The sequence below is a fragment of the Bradyrhizobium sp. SZCCHNRI20481 genome, assembly GCF_032485055.1.
Classification (GTDB): Bacteria; Pseudomonadota; Alphaproteobacteria; order Rhizobiales; family Xanthobacteraceae; genus Bradyrhizobium.
In genome coordinates this window covers 92,108-109,177 of sequence record NZ_JAUEUE010000008.1, presented here as the reverse complement: position 1 = coordinate 109,177, position 17,070 = coordinate 92,108, and the positions used below count along the sequence as shown (strand labels likewise).

The following is a 17,070-nucleotide window of genomic DNA, read 5'->3' as shown; positions in this document are numbered from 1 at the left end:
GGCTGAGGCGGGGCGATCCGGGGTGGGGTAGGCAATGGCAAAGAAGAAGAGGGGCGATGCGCATGGCGGCGGTCACGGCTGGTTCGTGACCTTTGCCGACCTGATGGGACTTCTGGTCAGCTTCTTCGTGATGCTGGTCGCGTTCTCCACCATGGACAACAACAAGCTGAAAGTCGTCGCAGGCTCGATGCGCGACGCCTTCGGCGTGCAGTCCGAGTCGCGCTATTCGGGCATCGTGGAATCCGACGGCCTGCCGACCCGGCCGAAGCTCAAGAACGCCGCCCACATCTCGCCGGAGGAGACCGCGCGCGAGCCGAGCCCCGAGCAGGAGGAGCGCCAGCATACCAATGGCGCCAAGCTGAAGATCGATCGCCAGTTCGCGCTGGCGTCCGCCTCGCTGCGTCAGGCGCTGCAGGACATGCCGGAGATGACCGAGATCTCCAAGCACATCATGTTCGAAGAGACCAAACAGGGGCTCAACTTGGAGATCGTCGACCAGGACGGGCGGTCGATGTTCGCGGATGGCTCGAAGGTGCCCTTCGACCGCACGCGACGCCTGATCGAGAAGCTGGCCGCGCCGCTGAAGGCGACGCCGCTTCGGGTGCAGATCACCGGGCACACGGCCGCCGGCTTCGTTCCCGCCCGCAGCGATTATGGTGGTTTCGACCTGTCGGCGGACCGCGCCAACGCGGTGCGGCAGATCCTGGAGCGGGAAGGGCTGCCGGCGAGCCACATCTACGCGGTCTCCGGCAAGGCGGACACCCAGCCACTGTTCCCGGACGACCCCTCGCTGGCCGCCAACCGCCGCGTGACGATCACCCTGATGCGGGAAGACCCGCCATTGCCGCCCGATCTGAAGCCCTAGCCGGGACGCTTCGCTTCCCGCATCATATTGCCGCATGGCGGCTTGCGAACGGCAACGAAGAGCATCGGCAGGCACTTGATTCGCCCGAGGCAGATCCGACATCTGCCTCAGGATGCTTGGGCTAAAGGCGCCTGCCGCGATGCGGCATGCGACATCGGCGTCAGCCGTGCCGTTTGGTTGCGGCCTGGGAACATCGGTCTGCTTACGGTAGAGGCTTGACCTGCGAACGGTCTGCGTTCACACGCGCCGGGCCAGACAGGAAGATGCGTTCCAAGCAACATGACGGCCAGCGCGACATCGACCGAAGGACAGGACACCGCGAGCACGTCGGGGTTCTGGGGGCTGACGCTAGGCAGCATCGGCGTGGTGTTCGGCGACATCGGCACCTCGCCCCTCTACGCCTTTCGCGAGGCTGCGCACGGCGCTGCTCAGGGGCAGCCGGTGTCGCGGATCATCGTGCTCGGCGTGCTTTCCCTGATCCTCTGGTCGCTGTTCATCGTGGTGACGGCCAAATACGTGCTGCTGCTGCTCCGTGCCGATAACAATGGCGAGGGCGGAACGCTGTCGCTGATGGCGCTGGGACAGCGCGCCCTGGGCCGGCGCAGCCTGTTCCTGATGTCGCTGGGCGTGATCGGCGCGTCGATGTTCATCGGCGATTCGATGATCACGCCCGCGATCTCGGTGTTGTCGGCGGTCGAGGGCCTCAAGCTCGCGGCGCCCGCGCTCGAGCACTACGTCGTGCCGCTGACCGTGTTCATCCTGGTCGTGCTGTTCGCGGTCCAGAGTAAGGGGACGGCGCGCGTCGCCTCCGCGTTCGGCCCGGTCATGATCACATGGTTCACCAGCCTCGCCGTGATGGGAATCGTCCACATCAGCGACGACCCCTCCGTGCTTGCGGCCATCAATCCCTATTACGCGGTGCAGTTCCTGCTCTCGCATGGCACGATCGGCCTGATCACCCTGGGCGCGGTGTTCCTCGCGGTCACCGGCGGCGAGGCGCTCTATGCGGATCTCGGTCATTTCGGCCGCAGGCCGATCCAGTCGGCTTGGCTGTTCTTCGTGCTACCGGCGCTGCTGATCAACTATTTCGGGCAGGGCGCCCTGGTGCTGTCCGATCCCGCCGCGATCGAGAATTCGTTCTACCGGATGGTGCCTGAACTGTTGCTGCTGCCGCTGGTGGTGCTGGCGACCGCCGCGACCGTCATCGCGAGCCAGGCCGTGATCACCGGTGCCTATTCGCTGGTCGGCCAGGCGGTCCAGCTCGGCCTGCTGCCGCGTTTCGAGGTCCGCTATACGTCCGAGAGCCATGCCGGCCAGATCTATCTGCCGCGCGTCAACCGGTTGCTGCTGATCGGCGTGCTGCTACTGGTTCTGCTGTTCCGGACCTCGAGCAATCTGGCCTCCGCCTACGGCATCGCGGTGTCCACCACCATGGTGGCCGACGGCATCATGGGCTTCGTGGTGATCTGGAAGCTGTGGAACTTGCGTGCGGCCGTGGCGGCGGCCGTAATCGCTCCCTTCGTCATCGTCGACATGACCTTCTTCAGCGCCAATCTGCTGAAGCTCCTCGAAGGAGCCTGGGTTCCGCTGCTGTTCGGTGCCGCGATGGTCGTGACGATCTGGACTTGGCGGCGTGGCTCGGCGATTTTGGTGCTCAAGACGCGCAAGATCGAGGTTCCGCTGGACGACCTGATCACCAGCCTGGAGAAGAGGCCTCCTCACATCGTCAAGGGCACGGCGGTGTTTCTCACCAGCGATCCGACCTCCGTGCCGACGGCCCTGCTGCACAATCTCAAGCACAACAAGGTGCTGCACGAGCACAATGTGATCCTGACCATCGAGACCGCGCAGACGCCGCGGGTCGATGTGTCGGAGCGCGTGCGCATGGAGAAGATCAGCGAGAAGTTTTTCAAGGTGCGGCTGCGCTTCGGGTTCATGGAATCCCCGAACGTGCCGCGCGCGCTGGCGGTGGCGCGCAAGCTCGGCTGGCAGTTCGACATCATGTCGACGTCGTTCTTCGTCTCGCGCCGCTCGTTGAAGCCGTCGTCCCAATCGGGCATGCCGACCTGGCAGGACCATCTCTTCATTGGCCTGAGCCGGTCGGCCAATGACGCCACGGACTACTTCCAGATTCCGACGGGCCGGGTCGTCGAAGTGGGTACCCAGGTAACGATTTAATCGATTGATCTTCCCTGGCGGCTCATGCATGCTTAATTGCATGGCTGAAGCGCATTCTCTTCAGGTCCATAGCAGCGCTCTGCCGCTATAAGCCGCGCGCTCTGCCGCGTTGTGCAGTGAAGCATTAACGAGTCCTCGAGGGGGCTACCCCATGACAGTCGACGTCGCAGCTACGCCCGCGGAAGCGCCGGCGACCAACGGGCATGGCAACGCCCATTCCACGGCCAGCTTCGCGGCGCTGACACTGGGAAGCATCGGTGTCGTCTATGGCGACATCGGCACCAGCCCGCTCTACGCGTTGCGTGAAGCGGTCATGGCTGCGAGCAGCGGCGGCGAACCTGCGCCTCACGCCGTGATGGGGGTGATCTCGCTCATCCTGTGGGCTCTCATCGTCGTCGTAACCCTCAAATACGTCGTGATCCTGCTGCGCGCCGACAACCACGGCGAGGGCGGAACGCTGGCGCTGATGGCGCTCGCCCAGCGCGCGGTCACGCGCGGCGCCAGCGTCATCGTTCTGCTCGGCATCATCTCGGGCGCGCTGTTCTATGGCGATGCGGTGATCACGCCGGCCCTGTCCGTGCTGTCGGCGATCGAGGGCATCAAGCTGGTGACGGCGGCGTTCGATCCCTACGTCGTGCCGCTCACGGTCATCATCCTGGTCATGCTGTTCGCGGTCCAGGTGCGCGGCACGGCCAAGGTGGCAGCGTTCTTCGGCCCGATCATGCTGATCTGGTTCGTGGTGATCGGGATCGCGGCGCTGCCGCCGATCCTGCACCATCCGGAGGTGCTGTGGGCGATCAACCCGCTGTATGCCGTGTCGTTCATGCTGCATCACGGTATCATCGGCTTCATCACGCTCGGCGCCGTCTTCCTGGCCGTGACCGGCGCCGAGGCGCTGTATGCCGACCTCGGCCATTTCGGCAAACGTCCGATCCAGACCGCCTGGCTGTTCATCGTGCTGCCGTCGCTGGCGCTCAATTATCTGGGGCAGGGGGCGCTGGTGATCGCCGATGCCAAGGCGATCGAGAATCCCTTCTTCCTGATGTTCCCGGACTGGGCGCTGATCCCGATGGTCGGGCTGGCCACCGCCGCGACCGTGATCGCGAGCCAAGCCGTCATCACCGGCGCCTATTCGCTGACGCGGCAGGCGATCCAGCTCGGCCTGCTGCCGCGCTTCGAGATCCGCCACACCTCCGAGGCGCATTCGGGTCAGATCTACATTCCGCGCATCAATAAGCTGCTGCTGATCTCGGTCATGCTGCTGGTGCTGATGTTCAAGTCGTCGAGCGCACTGGCCTCGGCCTACGGCATCTCGGTCACCGGCACCATGGTCGTCACCGCGATGATGGGCTTCGTCGTGATCTGGAAGGTCTGGCGCTGGTCGCCGTTCGCGGCGGCCGCGCTGATCGCGCCGTTCCTCTTCCTGGACCTGACCTTCCTGGCGGCGAACCTCCTGAAGGTGCTCGAAGGCGGCTGGGTGCCGCTGGCGCTGGGCGGCTTCGTGATGACGCTGATGTACACGTGGCGGCGCGGCAGCCGGCTCTTGTTCGACAAGTCGCGCAAGCTCGAGTTCCCGCTCGCCGATCTCGTTGCGATGCTCGAGAAACGTCCGCCGCAGCGGGTGGCGGGAACGGCCGTGTTCCTGACCAGCGATCCCTTGAGCGCGCCAACCGCGCTGATGCACAGCCTCAAGCACTACAAGGTGCTGCACGAGAAGAACGTGATCCTGACCATCGAGACCGCGCCGACGCCGCGCATCGATCCGTCCGAACGCGTTCGCCTCGAGCAGATCAGTCCGACTTTCTCCAAGGTGACGTTGCGCTTCGGCTTCATGGAATCGCCCAACGTGCCGCGCGCGCTGGCGATCGCGCGCAAGCTCGGCTGGCAGTTCGACATCATGTCGACCTCGTTCTTCCTGTCGCGCCGCGCGCTGAAGCCGGCTGCGCATTCGGGCATGCCGCGCTGGCAGGATCACCTGTTCATCTCGATGAGCCGCTCCGCCAACGATGCGACCGACTATTTTCAGATCCCGAGCGGACGGGTGGTGGAGGTCGGCACCCAGGTCACGATCTGAGCTCTGGACCCGCCGCGCCAGTGTGCCGAAGCGCTTGATTTTCGTAGCGTCTAGGGTGAGTTTGGCGGCCGGATCAGGGTCGGTACGGCCCTGCTGAAGGCTTGGAGGATGGGCGTGGCTGTTGTGCACGATTTGACCCCGCAGGACGTGGCCCAGGGGATCGCGGAAGGGCGAATTCTTCTGGTTGACGTGCGAGAGCCGAACGAAGTTGCTGCGGAAGCCTATCCCCACGGCGTCGTCGTTCCGCTGTCGGGCTTCGACCCGAAGCTGATCCCGGATCCCCAAGGCAAGGATGTCGTGTTCGCCTGCCGCTCCGGCAAGCGCTCGGTGACGGCCTCGCTGGCGGCGCAGGCCGCCGGTCTGCCCTACGACAAGCATCTCCAGGGGGGCATGCTCGGCTGGAAGGCGGCCGGCCTGCCGACCAGGACCGGCGGCTGACAGGCGATCATGATCTCGCAGAACAAGGTCTTCGCCGACCTGCCCGTCACCATTTTCGAGCAGATGTCGCAGCTCGCGCGCGACAACAACGCGATCAATCTGGGGCAGGGCTTTCCCGACGATCCGGGCCCGGAGGATATCCGCCGCGCGGCGGCCGACGCCGTCCTCAACGGCTACAACCAGTATCCGTCGATGATGGGCCTGCCCGAGCTGCGCCAGGCCATCGCGGCCCACTACCGGCACTGGCACAAGCTCGATCTCGACCCGATGAGCGAGGTCATGGTCACCTCCGGCGGCACTGAGGCGCTGACGTCGGCGATCCTGTCGGTGGTGGAGCCTGGCGACGAGGTGATCTGCTTCCAGCCGGTCTATGATTCATACTTGCCGATCATCCGCCAGGCCGGCGGCATTCCGCGCCTCGTCCGGCTCGAGCCGCCGCATTGGCGGTTGTCGGAGGAGATGCTGCGGCAGGCGTTCTCGCCAAAGACCAAGGCGGTGCTTTTCAACAACCCGCTCAACCCGGCCGCCGTGGTCTATCCGCGCGAGGACCTTGAGCTGTTGGCGCGCTTCTGCCAGGAGTTCGATGCGGTCGCGATCTGCGACGAGGTCTGGGAGCACGTGGTGTTCGACGGCCGTGCGCACATTCCGCTGATCACCATTCCCGGCATGCGCGACCGCACCATCAAGGTCGGCTCGGCAGGAAAGATCTTCTCGTTGACGGGCTGGAAGATCGGCTTCGTCTGCGCCGCGCCGCATCTGTTGCGCGTCGCCGCCAAGGTGCATCAATTCCTGACCTTCACGACCGCGCCGAACCTGCAGGTCGCGGTCGCCTACGGCCTCGGCAAGCCGGACGACTATTTCGTCAATATGCGCAGCGAGCTCGCGCGCAGCCGCGACCGGCTCACGGCCGGTCTCGAAAGCCTGGGGTTTCCCGTGCTGAAGGCGCAGGGAACCTACTTCCTGACCGTCGACCTTTCGCCGCTCGGCCTCAACGAGACCGACGAGCAGTTCTGCCGCCGCATCGTCCACGACTACAAGGTGGCCGCCATCCCGGTGTCGGCGTTCTATGAGACGGATGCCGTGACGTCCGTGGTGCGGTTCTGCTTCGCCAAGAAGGACGCAACCTTGGATACGGCGCTGGAGCGCCTCTCGGACGCCATCCACCGGCGCTAGGAGACAAGCGTGATGACGCGCGGCTGCATGGGTTCGGCTCTGGCGCTGGCTGTCGCGGCGCTGACGCTCACGGTGCCGGCGGGGCACGCCGAGGAGCGCGTCGTCAACTTCTACAACTGGTCGAACTACATGGCGCCAGGTGTCCTTGACGACTTCACCAAGGAGACCGGCATCAAGGTCGTCTACGACACGTTCGACGCCAACGAGACCCTGGAGACGCGGCTGCTCGCCGGCAAATCCGGCTACGACGTCGTGGTTCCGACCGCGTATTTCCTGCAGCGCCAGATCAAGGCCAGGATCTTCCAGCCGCTCGACAAGGCGAAGCTGCCGAATCTCGCCAACGCGTGGCCTGTCGTCACTGAGCGTCTCGCCACCTACGACCCCGGCAACAAGTTCGCCGCCAACTACATGTGGGGCACGACCGGGATCGGCTACAACGTCAAGGCGGTCGAGAAGATCCTGGGTCCCGGCGCGCGGATCGACAGCTGGGACATGGTGTTCAAGCCGGAGAACCTCGCCAAGTTCAAGGATTGCGGCGTCCACATGCTGGATTCCGCCGACGACATCTTTCCGGCGGCGCTCAACTTCCTCGGTCTCGATCCGAACTCGACCAAGCAGGCCGACCTGGAGAAGGCGGGCGACGTGGTCGGCAAGGTCGCACCATCGGTGCGCAAGTTTCATTCGTCGGAGTATCTGAGCGCGCTCGCCACCGGCGAGATCTGCCTGGTGGTCGGCTGGTCCGGCGACATCATGCAGGCGCGCAGCCGCGCCGAGGAGGCCAAGAACGGCATCGAGATCGGCTATGCGATCCCGAAAGAGGGTGCGCAGATGTTCTTCGACAATTTTGCGATTCCCGCCGACGCCCCGCACGTGGCTGAGGCGTATGCGCTGATCAACTACCTCTACCGGCCCGAGGTCGCTGCCAGGAACTCGGACTTCCTGTCCTATGCCAACGGCAACCTGGCCAGCCAGAAGCTGATCGACCCGAAGATCCTCGGCGACAAGAACATCTATCCGGACGAGCCGACCCTGAAGAAGCTGTTCGTCATCACCGCCCGCGATCCGGCCACGCAGCGGATCATCAACCGGTTGTGGACCAAGGTGAAGACGGGGCGGTGACGCGACACCTGGTGTCCGAGACGATTGTCTCTGGATGACAACATCGCGCAACAGTCAGCAGCATGGCGAAGCGTAAAGGATGGCTCGAGCGCGTGGGCGCGTACGGGATCGTCGATGCGGTTGAACCTGACTCGAAAGGGTCACGACCAGCGCTGGAAAACGATGCTGGCGTTGACTCCGCCGAAGCCAAAGCCGTTCGAGATCGCACGGTCCATTCTCATCGATCTCGGTTCACCGCGGACCAGGTCCACACTGTCGGCCGCTGCGTCGGGCGTGGTGATATTGCGGGTCGGTGGCGCGATCTGATCGCGCAGAGCCAGAACGGTGAAGATCGATTCCAGCCCACCGGCTGCTCCGAGGAGATGGCCGGTCGATGACTTTGTCGCGCTCACGGCAATGCGCCTGTCGCACCCGAACACCGCCTTGATCGCTTCGAGCTCGCTGCGATCGCCCGACGGCGTAGAGGTCGAGTGAGCGTTCAGATGCTGCACGTCGCCCGGTTCGAGCCCGGCCTGTCGCAGCGCAGCCTCCATTGCGCGACGCGCGCCTTCGCCGTCCTCGGGACCGGACGTGATGTGAAAGGCGTCGCTGGTTGTGCCATAGCCGACGATCTCGGCGATTGGCGACGCCCCGCGTGCAAGCGCATGCTCCAACTCCTCGATCACCAGGACGCCGGCGCCTTCCCCCATGACGAAGCCGTCGCGGTCTCGATCGAACGGCCGGGACGCGCGGTCCGGCGTGTCATTGAAGCGGGTCGATAGCGCCCGAGCCGCGGCGAAACCTCCCAAGCTGACGAGGTCGATGCAGGCCTCCGTGCCGCCACACACCGCAATGTCAGCTTCGCCCGATCGGATCAGACGTGCTCCATCGCCGATCGCCTGTACGCCCGCTGCGCATGCGGTAACCGGCGTTCCTACGGGCCCCTTGAAGCCAAACCGGATGCTGACATGACCCGCTGCGAGATTGGGCAGGAATGATGGTACTGTGAAAGGCGACAGCCGTTGCACGCCTCGCTGCTCGGTGGTCCTGACCGCCTCGACGATAGCCGGAAAACCGCCGATGCCGGACGCGATGATCGTGGCGGTTCGTCCGGCCGCGTGTGCATCAGCGGGCGCCCATCCGGCCTGGGCGATCGCCTCGGCGGCAGCCGCCAAGGCGAAAATGATGAACCGGTCCATCCTGCGCTGGTCCTTTGGCGATGCGGCAAGGTCGGCATCGAAGCCACCCTCGGCATCCTCGCTCTTGCTGGGCACGATCCCCGCAACTTTGGCCGGCAAGGCTGCAGCCCATTCGGGTAGCGCGCGGAGTCCCGACCGGCCGGACAGCAGACGCGCCCACGCAAGTTCAACGCCGCATCCCAAAGGGGACACGACACCCAATCCCGTCACGACAATCCGACGCATGCTGCTCTCCTAGCTAGTCTGGCGAGGAAGACGTCTCCGGGCGCATTGCTCTGATCGAGGCGAGACGCTTGCGCATGCCTGCGCTTGCTCGCGGACCAGGGAGAAGCACCGCGTTCGTCGGCGTGATCGGCGTCTTGCTGCAGGCATCCACCACGACCGGATCGAACGTGCGTGCGCTGTTGCGATCAGCCATGACAATCGATTTGCCCTCGGGGGCGAGGTGCCTGTTTCCCCACGCGAACATCGCCACCACGACCGGGAAGAAGTCTTGGCCCTTGGGGGTGAGGACATATTCGTATCGGGGCGGGTGTTCGTTATAGAGCCGCCGTTCGAACATGCCCGTATCGGTGAGATGCGCGAGGCGACGCGACAGGATGTTGGACGCGATACCGAGGCTGTCCTGAAATTCGTCGAAGCGAGTGAGTCCCTGGAACGCGTCGCGCAAGATCAGAATGCTCCACCACTCGCCGACGCACTCGACCGCCCGTGCGGCGGGACATTCCGCAGATTTGAATTTCTTCGGCTGCATACCGCCACCATGCCCGAGTAACTTGCTAATTGCAAGTCACAAGCCAGAGCCGTGCCCGCACGCTGGTGCCGGGCGCTTCACACGCGCGACCATGACGGTCGGACAGCGCGGCTCGTCGCTCCCGACGACTGAGGGGGTCGTCTGCAGGTGGGGTGGACGGCACTTCAGCGAGCTGGCGGCGTCTCGCGCGAGTGATGCGCCGCTTTGATGGCGTCGGCGCGACCCGACGACCGCGTAGCCGTCACCGGCCGCGCCGAGATCCATTCAGATCAGCGTTTGGAATGACGGGGTCGTCGAGCTTGATCGAGGTTTGGACGAAAGCCCTCTTGGCGGTCCGCTGTCGCGCGGCGTCCATCTCTTGCGCTGACTGGTGCGCGACCTGATCAGGCCCAACGGGCGTGTCCCAGTCGATCGTCAGCCCCGCGCCTTCATCGACCGGAACCGCCCGGCAATGGGCGATCCCCGCCGTTGGCAACCTCTCGGATCACCCCAACCGATGCATGGCGCAGAGCTTGTTGCCGTCGAGGTCGCGCAAGTAGGCGAGGTAAAGCTTGCCCGTCGAACCTTCGCGGATGCCGGGCGGATTTTCGCAGGTGGTGCCGCCGGCTTCCAGGCCCGCTGCATGCCACGCGTCAGCCTGTTCGGGCGAGCTGCAGGCAAAGCCGATGGTGCCGCCATTGGCAGGGGTCGCGGGCTGGCCGTTGATCGGCTTTGACACCGAGAAGATGCCGGTCGGCGTGATGTAGAAGATGCGGTGGCCGTCGACCCTGGCCGGGCGCACGCCCAGCGTCCCCAGCAGCTTGTCGTAGAAGGCCTTGGCCTTGTCGAGGTCGTTGGTGCCGATCATCACATGCGAAAACATTCGCGCTTATCCTCCCTGGAGCTTCCGAACAGCTGTCGGATAGGTGGCCAAGGTAGCGGCCGTTGGTGCAAGAGGTAAGGGTTTTGTTCGGATGGGCCGATCGACGGAATGGGATGCTGCGGACCGGCTTCCTCGTGGTGGAATTTGGTACGGCGCCGACTACCGCCAGCGCCGGTGCAGCCAAAGCCACTGCTCCGGATATTCGCGGATCCAGCCCTCGACGACGTCGGTGACCGCCTGCGTCGTGCCCTGGATGTCGATCTGACCGTCGGCCGTCCGCACCGGCTTCACTTCCTCCGACACTTCGGCGCGGAAGCGATTGCCGGGAAGGCGGATGATGCGGACGCCGTGCACGGGGCATTCGACCTGGCGTAACAGGCGAGCCAGCATCGGATTGGCGCGGGTCTTGCGGCCGAAGAAGGTGACCTCGACGCCACCGGTCAGATACTGATCGACCAGCATGGCAACGTGCTGGCCGTTCTTGAGCGCCTGTGCCAGCCGCAGCGGCGCGTCGCGGCCGGCCGGGACCAGTGTGCCCATCTTGACCTGCCGAATCTCCTGGATGATGCGGTCGGCGGCGGCGATGTTGGGTCGGCGATAAAGGATCGCCGTATCGAGCTTATGGGCGACCGCCGCCAGCGCCGGCATCTCCCAATTGGCGAGATGGCTGGCAAAGATCAGGGCTGGCTTGCCGTCGAGGCGGAGCTGATGAAACAGCTCATGGGTGCGCGGCGACAGCTCGATCCGGCTGAGCTCGGGATGCGCCTCGTCGTAATCCCAGATCTTGTCGAGATGGGCGAACTCGGCGCCGACGCGGCCGAGATTGTCCCACACGCCGGCGAGGATTTTCTCGATCTCCTCGGGCGATTTCTCCGGGAAGGCCGCGGTGAGATTGTCGCGACCGATGCGCTGCTCGCGCAGGCGTGGCCCGATCATCTGCGCGATGCGCGCGAAGCGGTCGGCCGTCTTCTGCGGGTCGAAATAGCGCGTGGTCCTGAGCATGCCGACCGTCAGCGCGCCGACGGCGGAAGCCCCGGCCGACTTCACGACTCGGCGGATCACGAGCTTGGTCCGGAGTGGCAGGAGACTCATCGATGGCAGCGGCGGATCAGGCCGGTTCGCGCGTCAGGATCAGCGAGGCGTTCTGGCCGCCGAAGCCGAACGAATTCGACATCACGGTGGTGACCCGCGCGTCGCGGGCCTTGTTGCCGACCACGTCGAACAGGATCGCGGGATCCGGAATGTCGTAGTTGATGGTCGGCGGAATCCGCTGATGCTCGAGCGTCTGCAGCGAGAAGATCGCCTCGACCGCGCCGGCCGCCGAGATCGTATGCCCGACCATCGACTTGTTCGACGACACCGGGATCTTGCCGGTGTGCTCGCCGAACACCGCGGAGACGCCGACATATTCCATCTTGTCGTTCTCGGGCGTGGCGGTGCCGTGGGCGTTGATGTGGTCGATCTGCTCCGGCGCCATGCCGGCGTCGGCCAGCGCCTTGCGGATGCAGCCGATGATCGGCTTGCCGTCCGGCGAGGAGCGGGTGCGGTGGAAGGAGTCGGTCAGCTCGCCGCAGCCGGCGACGACGCCGAGGATCTTGGCGCCGCGCGCGACCGCCGCATCATAGCTCTCCAGCACCAGCGCCCCGGCGCCCTCGGCCATCACGAAGCCATCGCGGTTCTTCGAGAACGGCTTCGAGGCGCCTTGCGGCGGGTCGTTCTGGGTCGACAGCGCCGACAGCAGCGAGAAGCGCACGAGCCCCTCCGGATTGACCGAGCCCTCGGTGGCGGCGCACAGCGCGACGTCGGTCTCACCGCGTCGAATGGCTTCGACGCCGAGCTGGATCGCGGTCGCGCCCGAGGCGCAGGCGGTCGACAGCGAGATCGGCGAGCCCTTGGTGCCGAATGTGTCCGACAGCGAATCCGCCACCGAGCCGAACAGGAAGCGGTGGTGATAGTTGACGAACTTGCCGCCGCCGCAGACCTTCAGCAGGTCGTCATAGGTGAACTGGGTGCCGCCGACCTCGTGCGCGAGCTCGAGCCGCTGCGGCCATTCGATCTCGACCGGGGCGACGGCGAGAAACAGCGGCCCCGGGAAGTCGCCCTTGGAGCCGATCCCGGCCTGCGCGATGGCTTCCTCAACGGCCATGTGGCCCAGCCGTTCGGACAGACCCGTCGACGTGAACGGGGCCAAGGGAACGAAGTCCACCGTGCCGGCCATCGTCGTCTTCAGGCCGTCGATCGGGAAGCGCGTGATGGTGCGGATGCCGGACTCGCCCGCAACGAGCTTGTTCCAATTGTCCGACTTGCCGGCCCCGAGCGAGGTGACGATCCCCATCCCGGTCACGACCACGATGGGACGTCCAAACTTGTCGCGTACACTCATGATGTCCCCCGTCGTGAATCGGTCTGCCGAGCCGTGTTCACTTGACTGCTTCGACCAAGGCCATGCCTTCGCCGCGGTAATGGCCGGCGCCGACCACTACGATCTGGGTCGGAGCCTCCTTCATGTCCGCCTCGACGCCCGAGGAGTCGCCCGGTGCGAACAGGGCACCGCGCGAGATCGACAGCGCCGCCAGCGCGAGATCGAGCGCGAAATGCGCCTCCATCGTGTGGCCGAAGCGGGTGCCGCTCGAGCGCACGGCGTAGGATTTGTGATGGTCGAGGAACGCGCGTTCCTCCGACGTCACGGGCTCGGCACCGGTCGCGCCGGTGATGATCGCGCCCGGCGCGTCATGCACGTCCAGCGCCGACCAAAGACGGTCGAGCGTCCCGGTGACGGCACCTGCCTCCTTGCGGCGGGCGCGGTCGGCGACGACCTTGCTGAGCCGCGCCAGCGGCTTGGCGCCGCGGGCCTCGGCATGCGGCTTGGATTCCAGCACCAGGAACGCGCCGGCCGATCCGAGCGCGAAGCCCGGATGGTCCTTGCGGGCCCAGACCGGCTTGAACTCGTTCTTGAGATTGTAGTCGCCGAACTCGTACAGCACGAGCAGATCCTTGCGCTCGCCATTGTGCGAGCCGCCGACCAGAGCGATGTCGCTCTGGCCGCCGGCGATGCGGGCCAAAGCGATCTTGAAGGCGTCGACGCCCGCAACCTCCTCGCCCATGAAGGTGCGCGAGGTGCCGCAGACGCCGTGCGAGATCGCGATGTTGCCGGCGAGCAGGTTGGACAACTGCGCCAGGAACAGGGTCGGGCGCAGGTCGTTCATCAGCCGGTCGTTCAGGAAGCCGGGCGTGCAATTGCCCTGGGCTTCCGCGTTGAGGATCGCGATGTCGACGGAGATGTCGCGCTCGCCGCCGCCCGCGGCCACGATCATGTCCATCCGGGACAGGATGTCCTTGTTGCCCTTGAGGCCGGCGGAATCCAGCGCCAGCCCGGCGGCATAGGTGCCGATGCGCTGCCACGCCTCCATCTGGCGCTGCTCCTTCTTGGGGATCTGCGCTTCCAGGTTCACCTTGGCCCAGGGATGCACGATGTAGGGCGCGAAACCCCGCTCGTCGATATTGATCTGGCCGGAGTTGAGGGCGTCCCAGTTCGCATCGAGTCCCTCGCCAAGCGAGGTCGCAAGACCGATACCGGTGATCCAGACTTCGACGGGATTGGAGGTCACGGCTGTCGTCTCACTCATCGCTGCAGGACCTGTTGCGGAAAGCCGACGCGCTCGGCGACGGCGTCCATGTGTCCGCGCAGCTCCGGATTGGGGAAGGGGACGTGGCTGAAAGTGATCGTCGCGTTCGAGCGCAGCTTGCCGCCGACCTTCACGCGCGCTTCGGTCACGGCGTAGCCGGAGCCCTCGTGCAGCACGTTGGCCTCGACGGTCAGCACCTCGCCCGGCGACACGAAGCCGCGCATCTTGGCTTCCTTCACGGCGGCGAGGAACGGCATCCGCTCGAACTTCATCAGCGCGAGCAGCAGCCAGCCGGACGTCTGGGCCATGGACTCGATCAAGAGAACACCGGGCATGATCGGATAGCCCGGAAAGTGTCCTTCGAAGATCGTGCTTTCGGTGGGAACCTTGGCTTCGACAGTGATGGCCTTCTCGTCCAGTCGGAGGTCAAGAATGCGGTCGATGAGCAGGAAATATTCGATTTGCATGGCGGGCGCTCAGGCGCCCTTGGCGGCGACCAGCTCGTCGATGCGGGCGCACAGGTTCTTCAGCACGAAATACTGCTCGGTGCTGGCTTTGCCGTCGTTGACTTCCTGCGTCCACTTCTCGAGCGGCAGCTTGATCCCGAAGGCCTTGTCGATCGCAAACGCGATGTCGAGGAAATCGAGGCTGTCGATGCCCAGATCGTCGATGGCGTGGCTATCCGGCGTGATCGTGTCGCGCGGGATGTCGCAGGTTTCAGCGATGATCGTGGCGACCTGATCGAATGTTGAGGACATCACTAAGCCTTTGATATTTTGGAGCTAATCCGGTAGGTGGCGACGGGAGGACACCGCGCCCCCGGGGCCGTCTGATGCGAGCCCTTCTACCCCCGCCGCCCGGGAGTCGTGTGCCCGTATATCGGAGCGACGCGGTGAGTTCAATGGAGCCGGACACGGCGGTTGTGGCGGGATTGTGATGCTCCGCCGCTGGCGGCCGAGCGGCGTCCAGCAGGGATCAGGGCGTGTAGGTCTCGGTGATGATGCGGGCGCAGTCGCGCCGTCCGGTCAGCAGGCAGTCCTGGGTCTTGCGCAGGTCGGCGATGCTCATCGCCAGCCAGATGCCGATCGCGGTCAACGCGACCGTAAAGGCGATCGCCGCGATGTTGGCCAGGATGCGGTGACGGAAATCGTCGGGCTCTTCGCGCGGCTGCTCATACCGGGAGAGATCGAGTGTCGGGCGCTCGCGCCGATGCAGCTGAATCGGCGGGCTGCCGCCCTCGGTCACGCGCCGCACCGGACTGCTGCGCGGCCGGAACGGCACCACGCGATGCTCTTCCTCCGCTGCAATGGGGCGCTGGGACTTCATGCCTCGACTCCGATGGTCCTTTTTAGCACGCGGGCCCAACCTCTCACAAAGAAACTTTGCCACAATTGAGCTGCATCAGCAAAACATCTCCCTCCTCGGATCCATCCAATCGGCGCCCGCTCCGCGGGTGATTGGAACCTGCCGCGGCCGGTCCGAACGGCGTCGCAGCTACGGGCAGATGCACTGGAACGGCTCGGCAGGCGTGGCATAATGCTGATCATCCCCCGGGAGCCCAGGCCATGGCCAATACCCGCGAGCCGCTGCTTCATCCCGTGCCGATCCTGTCGCTGCGCCCGACGCAGATGACCGTCGGCATGCGCGAAGTGAAGGAGAAGCGCGAGCGCTGGCGCGAGCACAAGTCGAAGAAGAAGCAGGCCGAGCTGCTCGGCAAGCACATGATCCCGGTGGTGCTCGGTCCCGACCAGCGGCACTACGTCGTCGACCACCATCACCTCGCCCGCGCGCTCCATGACGAGGGCGTCAAGGACGTGCTGGTCACGGTGATCGGCGATCTGTCGATGGTCGATCGCGAGGCGTTCTGGGGCGTGATGGACAACAAGCGTTGGGCCTATCCTTACGACGCCAAGGGCGAGCGGCGGCATTTCAAGGACCTGCCGAAGACCGTCGCGGATATGAAGGACGATCCGTTCCGCAGCCTGGCCGGCGAGTTGCGCCGCGCCGGCGGCTTTGCCAAGGACACGACGCCGTTCAGCGAGTTCCTATGGGCCGACTTCCTGCGCCGCAAGGTCAAGCGCAAGACGGTCGAGACCCATTTCGCCGCCGCCATGGAGCACGCGCTGGCGGCCGCAAAGAGCCACGACGCCGTCTATCTGCCCGGCTGGTGCGGACCCGCGTCGGACGACTGACTGGCTCACTTCGCCTTGGGCAGCCGCCCCATCAGATAGAACTCGTCGTTGGGCCGCATGCCCGTGACATTTGCCATCCGGTTCGACAACGCGAAGAACGCCGCGATTGCGGCGATGTCCCAGATGTCGTCGTCGCTGAAACCGTGGCCGGCCAGCGCCTTGAAATCGGCGTCCCCGACCGTCTGCGCCTCCAGCGCCACCTTCATTGCGAAATCGAGCATCGCCCGCTGCCGCGGCGTGATGTCCGCTTTCCGGTAGTTGATCGCGATCTGGTCGGCGAGCAGGGGATTCTTGGCGCGGATGCGCAGGATCGCGCCGTGCGCGATCACGCAATACTGGCACTGGTTGGCGCTCGACGTCGCGACAACGATCATCTCGCGCTCGGCTTTGGTCAGCCCGCCGTCCTTCTCCATCAGCGCGTCGTGATACGCAAAGAACGCGCGGAACTCGTCCGGCCGGTGCGCGAGCGTCAGGAACACGTTGGGCACGAAGCCGCTCTTCTCCTGCACGCCGAGCAGCCGGGTGCGGATGTCGTCCGGCAGGGCGTCGATTGCGGGAACGGGAAAGCGGCTGATGGCGGGCTGGGTCATGGCAACGGGTCCGGCATGTGT

General features: G+C 65.3%; 17 protein-coding genes. 7 read left to right on the top strand and 10 right to left on the bottom strand.

The genetic code is table 11. The annotated features are described in order from the left end of the window. Positions 1-34: 34 nt before the first annotated feature. The 6 genes from QX132_RS15010 to QX132_RS14985 all read left to right on the top strand — a co-directional run bounded on the left by QX132_RS15010 (position 35) and on the right by QX132_RS14985 (position 7,847). Complete coding sequence (locus tag QX132_RS15010; RefSeq protein WP_315739667.1) at positions 35-865, top strand: flagellar motor protein MotB; 831 nt, start codon at positions 35-37, stop codon at positions 863-865. A gap of 279 nt (positions 866-1,144) precedes the next feature. After that, positions 1,145-3,043 (top strand): potassium transporter Kup, encoded by a 1,899-nt coding sequence (locus tag QX132_RS15005; protein WP_316161719.1) that lies wholly within the window; start codon positions 1,145-1,147, stop codon positions 3,041-3,043. Between the two features lie 151 nt (positions 3,044-3,194). Further along, positions 3,195-5,117 carry a potassium transporter Kup gene (locus QX132_RS15000; protein ID WP_315770898.1) on the top strand — a complete coding sequence of 641 codons (1,923 nt, stop codon included), beginning with the start codon at positions 3,195-3,197 and terminating at the stop codon, positions 5,115-5,117. Between the two features lie 108 nt (positions 5,118-5,225). Further along, positions 5,226-5,555 carry a rhodanese-like domain-containing protein gene (locus tag QX132_RS14995; protein ID WP_315739670.1) on the top strand — a complete coding sequence of 110 codons (330 nt, stop codon included), beginning with the start codon at positions 5,226-5,228 and terminating at the stop codon, positions 5,553-5,555. Positions 5,556-5,564: 9 nt separating this feature from the next. After that, on the top strand, positions 5,565-6,728 hold the full coding sequence (locus tag QX132_RS14990; RefSeq protein WP_315770900.1) for an aminotransferase: 1,164 nt from the start codon (positions 5,565-5,567) through the stop codon (positions 6,726-6,728). Positions 6,729-6,740: 12 nt separating this feature from the next. Then, positions 6,741-7,847 (top strand): polyamine ABC transporter substrate-binding protein, encoded by a 1,107-nt coding sequence (locus tag QX132_RS14985; RefSeq protein WP_316161718.1) that lies wholly within the window; start codon positions 6,741-6,743, stop codon positions 7,845-7,847. Between the two features lie 140 nt (positions 7,848-7,987). Here the strand turns inward: QX132_RS14985 and fabF are convergent, their stop codons facing one another. The 9 genes from fabF to QX132_RS14940 all read right to left on the bottom strand — a co-directional run bounded on the left by fabF (position 7,988) and on the right by QX132_RS14940 (position 15,593). Beyond that, positions 7,988-9,250, bottom strand: a complete 1,263-nt coding sequence (gene fabF, locus QX132_RS14980; protein WP_315797641.1) for a beta-ketoacyl-ACP synthase II — start codon at positions 9,248-9,250, stop codon at positions 7,988-7,990. 13 nt (positions 9,251-9,263) lie between these two features. Further along, a complete protein-coding gene (locus QX132_RS14975) occupies positions 9,264-9,779 on the bottom strand; it encodes a helix-turn-helix domain-containing protein (protein ID WP_315739674.1) in 516 nt (171 codons plus the stop codon). Positions 9,780-10,263: 484 nt separating this feature from the next. Next, the gene (locus QX132_RS14970) at positions 10,264-10,641 is read right to left on the bottom strand and encodes a VOC family protein (protein WP_315739675.1); all 378 of its coding nucleotides are present in this window, start codon (positions 10,639-10,641) and stop codon (positions 10,264-10,266) included. Positions 10,642-10,800: 159 nt separating this feature from the next. Continuing rightward, positions 10,801-11,733, bottom strand: a complete 933-nt coding sequence (locus tag QX132_RS14965) for a lipid A biosynthesis lauroyl acyltransferase (protein WP_316161715.1) — start codon at positions 11,731-11,733, stop codon at positions 10,801-10,803. 16 nt (positions 11,734-11,749) lie between these two features. After that, positions 11,750-13,024 carry a beta-ketoacyl-ACP synthase gene (locus QX132_RS14960; protein WP_410052862.1) on the bottom strand — a complete coding sequence of 425 codons (1,275 nt, stop codon included), beginning with the start codon at positions 13,022-13,024 and terminating at the stop codon, positions 11,750-11,752. Positions 13,025-13,061: 37 nt separating this feature from the next. Continuing rightward, entirely contained in the window at positions 13,062-14,267 is a 1,206-nt protein-coding gene (locus QX132_RS14955; protein WP_316161713.1) for a beta-ketoacyl-ACP synthase, read from the bottom strand. Beyond that, positions 14,264-14,734, bottom strand: coding sequence for a 3-hydroxyacyl-ACP dehydratase FabZ family protein (locus QX132_RS14950; RefSeq protein ID WP_315739678.1), 471 nt, complete (start codon positions 14,732-14,734; stop codon positions 14,264-14,266). The genes QX132_RS14955 and QX132_RS14950 overlap by 4 nt, the downstream gene beginning before the upstream one ends. A gap of 9 nt (positions 14,735-14,743) precedes the next feature. Next, positions 14,744-15,025 carry an acyl carrier protein gene (locus QX132_RS14945; protein ID WP_006609130.1) on the bottom strand — a complete coding sequence of 94 codons (282 nt, stop codon included), beginning with the start codon at positions 15,023-15,025 and terminating at the stop codon, positions 14,744-14,746. Between the two features lie 217 nt (positions 15,026-15,242). Then, positions 15,243-15,593, bottom strand: a complete 351-nt coding sequence (locus tag QX132_RS14940) for a hypothetical protein (protein ID WP_315739679.1) — start codon at positions 15,591-15,593, stop codon at positions 15,243-15,245. 239 nt (positions 15,594-15,832) lie between these two features. Here QX132_RS14940 and QX132_RS14935 point away from each other — a divergent pair, with 239 nt between their 5' ends. Then, the gene (locus QX132_RS14935; RefSeq protein WP_315739680.1) at positions 15,833-16,459 is read left to right on the top strand and encodes a ParB-like protein; all 627 of its coding nucleotides are present in this window, start codon (positions 15,833-15,835) and stop codon (positions 16,457-16,459) included. Between the two features lie 5 nt (positions 16,460-16,464). Here the strand turns inward: QX132_RS14935 and QX132_RS14930 are convergent, their stop codons facing one another. Then, complete coding sequence (locus QX132_RS14930; protein WP_315797645.1) at positions 16,465-17,049, bottom strand: peroxidase-related enzyme; 585 nt, start codon at positions 17,047-17,049, stop codon at positions 16,465-16,467. Between the last annotated feature and the right edge of the window lie 21 nt (positions 17,050-17,070).

Excerpts from the sequence above, each read along its gene's own strand:
- QX132_RS15000 (WP_315770898.1), top strand. The coding sequence starts at position 3,195 with ATGACAGTCGACGTCGCAGCTACGCCCGCGGAAGCGCCGGCGACCAAC.
- QX132_RS14945 (WP_006609130.1), bottom strand. The coding sequence starts at position 15,025 with ATGTCCTCAACATTCGATCAGGTCGCCACGATCATCGCTGAAACCTGC.
- QX132_RS14950 (WP_315739678.1), bottom strand. The coding sequence starts at position 14,734 with ATGCAAATCGAATATTTCCTGCTCATCGACCGCATTCTTGACCTCCGA.
- QX132_RS14985 (WP_316161718.1), top strand. The coding sequence starts at position 6,741 with ATGACGCGCGGCTGCATGGGTTCGGCTCTGGCGCTGGCTGTCGCGGCG.
- QX132_RS15005 (WP_316161719.1), top strand. The coding sequence starts at position 1,145 with ATGACGGCCAGCGCGACATCGACCGAAGGACAGGACACCGCGAGCACG.
- QX132_RS14940 (WP_315739679.1), bottom strand. The coding sequence starts at position 15,593 with ATGAAGTCCCAGCGCCCCATTGCAGCGGAGGAAGAGCATCGCGTGGTG.
- QX132_RS15010 (WP_315739667.1), top strand. The coding sequence starts at position 35 with ATGGCAAAGAAGAAGAGGGGCGATGCGCATGGCGGCGGTCACGGCTGG.
- QX132_RS14990 (WP_315770900.1), top strand. The coding sequence starts at position 5,565 with ATGATCTCGCAGAACAAGGTCTTCGCCGACCTGCCCGTCACCATTTTC.
- QX132_RS14930 (WP_315797645.1), bottom strand. The coding sequence starts at position 17,049 with ATGACCCAGCCCGCCATCAGCCGCTTTCCCGTTCCCGCAATCGACGCC.
- QX132_RS14965 (WP_316161715.1), bottom strand. The coding sequence starts at position 11,733 with ATGAGTCTCCTGCCACTCCGGACCAAGCTCGTGATCCGCCGAGTCGTG.
- fabF (WP_315797641.1), bottom strand. The coding sequence starts at position 9,250 with ATGCGTCGGATTGTCGTGACGGGATTGGGTGTCGTGTCCCCTTTGGGA.
- QX132_RS14960 (WP_410052862.1), bottom strand. The coding sequence starts at position 13,024 with ATGAGTGTACGCGACAAGTTTGGACGTCCCATCGTGGTCGTGACCGGG.
- QX132_RS14970 (WP_315739675.1), bottom strand. The coding sequence starts at position 10,641 with ATGTTTTCGCATGTGATGATCGGCACCAACGACCTCGACAAGGCCAAG.
- QX132_RS14955 (WP_316161713.1), bottom strand. The coding sequence starts at position 14,267 with ATGAGTGAGACGACAGCCGTGACCTCCAATCCCGTCGAAGTCTGGATC.
- QX132_RS14995 (WP_315739670.1), top strand. The coding sequence starts at position 5,226 with ATGGGCGTGGCTGTTGTGCACGATTTGACCCCGCAGGACGTGGCCCAG.
- QX132_RS14935 (WP_315739680.1), top strand. The coding sequence starts at position 15,833 with ATGGCCAATACCCGCGAGCCGCTGCTTCATCCCGTGCCGATCCTGTCG.
- QX132_RS14975 (WP_315739674.1), bottom strand. The coding sequence starts at position 9,779 with ATGCAGCCGAAGAAATTCAAATCTGCGGAATGTCCCGCCGCACGGGCG.